This window comes from Streptomyces sp. 8L (genome assembly GCF_020176795.1).
Classification (GTDB): Bacteria; Actinomycetota; Actinomycetes; order Streptomycetales; family Streptomycetaceae; genus Streptomyces.
The window spans coordinates 1-3162 of sequence record NZ_JAIUKE010000666.1; the positions used below are offsets into that span (position 1 = coordinate 1).

A 3162-nucleotide genomic window follows, 5' to 3' on the forward strand; every position below is an offset into this window, starting at 1 on the left:
GTCCCGGGGCGGCGGGGTCGGCGCCGACCGGGTCCCGGGGCTCGGCCGGGTCCGCAGGCTCGCGGTCCACGCGCTCCTCGCGCTCGTCGCGTTCGTCCGCTTCCCGGTCCTCGACCTCGCGGCGCTCCGTCTCCGGCCGGCTCTCCCGGTCGCTGGCCGGCGCCACGTCCGGCCACTCCGTCTCCGTCATCAGCTCCGGCAACTCGGCGGTGACGTCGGGCCGCAGCAGGCTCGGCGCGGGGCTCGTGTCGATCCCCGACGTGCCGAAGCCCGACCCGCGCGACGCCGTCATGGACAACGCCGAGGTGCCCGAGCGCAAGAGGTTCTGCTCGCGCTCCGACTGCGGTGCTCCCGTGGGCCGTTCGCGCGGCGAGCGGCCGGGCCGCACGGAGGGCTTCTGCACCAAGTGCGGCCACCCGTACTCCTTCGTGCCGAAGCTGCGCGAGGGCGACGTCGTGCACGGCCAGTACGAGATCGCCGGCTGCCTCGCGCACGGCGGGCTCGGCTGGATCTATCTCGCCGTCGACCGTGCGGTGGACGGCCGCTGGGTCGTCCTCAAGGGCCTGCTCGACACGGGCGACGCCGACGCGATGCTGGCCGCCGTGTCCGAGCGGCGCTTCCTCGCCGAGATCGAGCACTCCAACATCGTCCGCATCTACAACTTCGTCGAACACCTGGACCCGCGTACCGGCTCCCTGGACGGCTACATCGTCATGGAGTACGTCGGCGGCAAGTCGCTCAAGGAGATCGCCAACGGCCGGCGCGATCCGGCCACCGGCAGGCGCGACCCGCTGCCGGTCGAACAGGCCTGCGCGTACGGCATCGAGGCGCTCGGCGCCCTCGGCCACCTGCACAGCCGCAACCTGCTGTACTGCGACTTCAAGGTCGACAACGCCATCCAGACCGAGGACCAGCTCAAGCTCATAGACATGGGCGCCGTCCGGCGGATGGACGACGAGGACTCCGCCATCTACGGCACGGTCGGCTACCAGGCGCCCGAGGTCGCGGAGGTGGGGCCCTCGGTCGCCTCCGACCTCTACACGGTCGCGCGCACGCTCGCGGTGCTCACGTTCGACTTCCAGGGCTACACCAACGTGTTCGTCGACTCGCTGCCCGACCCGGAGCACATCGACGTGTTCGGGCGCTACGAGTCGTTCTACCGGCTCCTGGTGCGCGCGACGGACCCCGACCCCGCGCGCAGGTTCTCCTCCGCGGAGGAGATGGCCGAGCAGCTGACGGGCGTGCTGCGCGAGGTCGTCGCGCTCCAGTCCGGCCGGCCGCGGCCCGCGCTGTCCACGCTGTTCGGCCCCGAGGTGCGGGTGACCGACGCCCGGCTGTTCAGCGAACTCGACGACGTCTCGCTGCTGGGCGCGCGCCAGGTGCTCTCGCGCCGCTCCCGGCGTGCCGCGGCCCGCGCCCTGCCCCCGGGGCCCGGCGGGGCCGGGGTGCCGGGGCCGCGCGGTCCTGCCCCCGCAGGGGCTCCGGGCGCCGTGCCGGGGCAGGGCGTGCCGCCCGCGCCGTACGGCCTCCCATACCACGGCGCGGCCCCGGGGAACGGGGCCGTGCGCGGCGCGGGAGCCGAGGCGCTGCGCCTGGTGGCCGTCGACGTACCCGCGGCCGTCCTGGCGCTGCCTGTGCCACGCGTCGACCCGGGCGACCCCAACGCGGGCTTCCTCGCGGGCCTGCTCGCCTCCTCCGCGCACGGCGAGCTGATCGCCGCCCTGGAGGCCGCGAAGCGCACCGCGTCCGGCGACTCCGCCGAGATCCGGCTGCGCGAGGTCCGCGCCCACCTGGAGCACGGGGACGTCCCGGCGGCCGTCACCGCCCTCGGGGCCCTGGAGGCGCGTCACCCCGACGAGTGGCGGGTCGTGTGGTGCCGGGGGCTCGTGGGCCTGGTGACGGGCGACCAGGCCACCGCCGCCCTGTCCTTCGACGCGATCTACGACGCGTTCCCCGGCGAGCCCGCGCCGAAGCTGGCGCTCGGCGTGTGCGCCGAGGTCCTGGGCCAGCTCGACAACGCGGCGGAGTACTACCGCCTCGTATGGGCGACGGACCCGAGCCATGTGAGCGCGGCCTTCGGCCTGGCCCGGGTCCTGCTCGCGGCGGGCGACCGGGGCGGGGCCGTCGCCGCGCTGGAGTCCGTGCCGGAGGCGTCCATCCACTACACGGCCGCGCGCGTCGCCGCCGTACGGGCCCGGCTGCGCCGCAGGGTCCCCGTGGAGCCGCTGCTGCCCGACCTGATGGCGGCGGCGGACCAGGTGGAGGCGCTGCGCCGGCTCGGCCTCGACGCGGTGCGCCGGGAGCGGTTGTCGGCCGAAGTACTCGGGACGGCCCTCGACTGGGTAATCTCCGGGGGCCAGGGAGGTCGGGCCGGCACGGCCCCGTCCCTCCTCGGCAGCCGTCTCGACGAGCGGGGGCTGCGCTTCGGCCTCGAGCGCTCGTACCGGGCACTCGCCCGGCTCGCCCAGCGCGGCGAGGACAGGATCGAACTGGTGGAGCGGGCCAACCGCTTCCGCCCCCGGACGTGGGTGTGATTGATGGCGCGGAAGCCTCGGCGGGACATCAGCACCTCGCCCTGCCCCAACCCGGCGTGCGGCGAGCCGGTGGAGCCCGGCGACCTGTTCTGCGGTGCCTGCGGGTACGACCTGACGTCGGCGCCCCTGGCGGCCGGGGGAGCCGACCACCCGACCGTCGCCCTGGGCCCGTCCGGCGGCCGGGGCGCGGAGCACGGCGCGGACGGCGGCGCCGATCGCGGTGTCGCCCCGGTGTCCTGGCCGGACGCGGTGCCGGACCAGGGGGCGGATGCCGCGGTCGGCGCACAGCACCCGGGCGACCTGCCGGGCGTGGACTCGCACGGTGCCCAGCTGCCGCCGAACACCGGTGATTTCGTGCTGCCTTCGCCGGGAAGGCGCTCGCCGGGAGAGCACTCGCCGGGCGAACCGCCGTCGGGGGAGCGGCGGACCGGCGGTCCCGCGGCCCCCAGCGACACTTCGAACACACATGCCGCCGTGCCGGACGGCACCGCCCAGGACACGGTCGCGGGCGCCCACGACCATGCTCAGGACGCCGCCGCTCCTGAGACCGGCGCGCCGGATGCCGCTGCTCCGGACGCCGCCGCTCCGGACGCCGGCGCGCCGGTCTCCGCCGCCGCCGTCGACCTGC

At 75.9% G+C, this 3162-nt stretch carries 1 protein-coding gene and 1 pseudogene; both read left to right on the forward strand.

Annotated elements, in window-relative coordinates; genetic code table 11:
* Window positions 1-2534 (forward strand): serine/threonine-protein kinase (locus LCE31_RS36755; RefSeq protein ID WP_225022326.1); only part of this gene is annotated, 2534 nt, incomplete at its 5' end.
* 3 nt (window positions 2535-2537) lie between these two features.
* Window positions 2538-3162: pseudogene (locus LCE31_RS36760) on the forward strand (hypothetical protein); the annotation flags it as partial.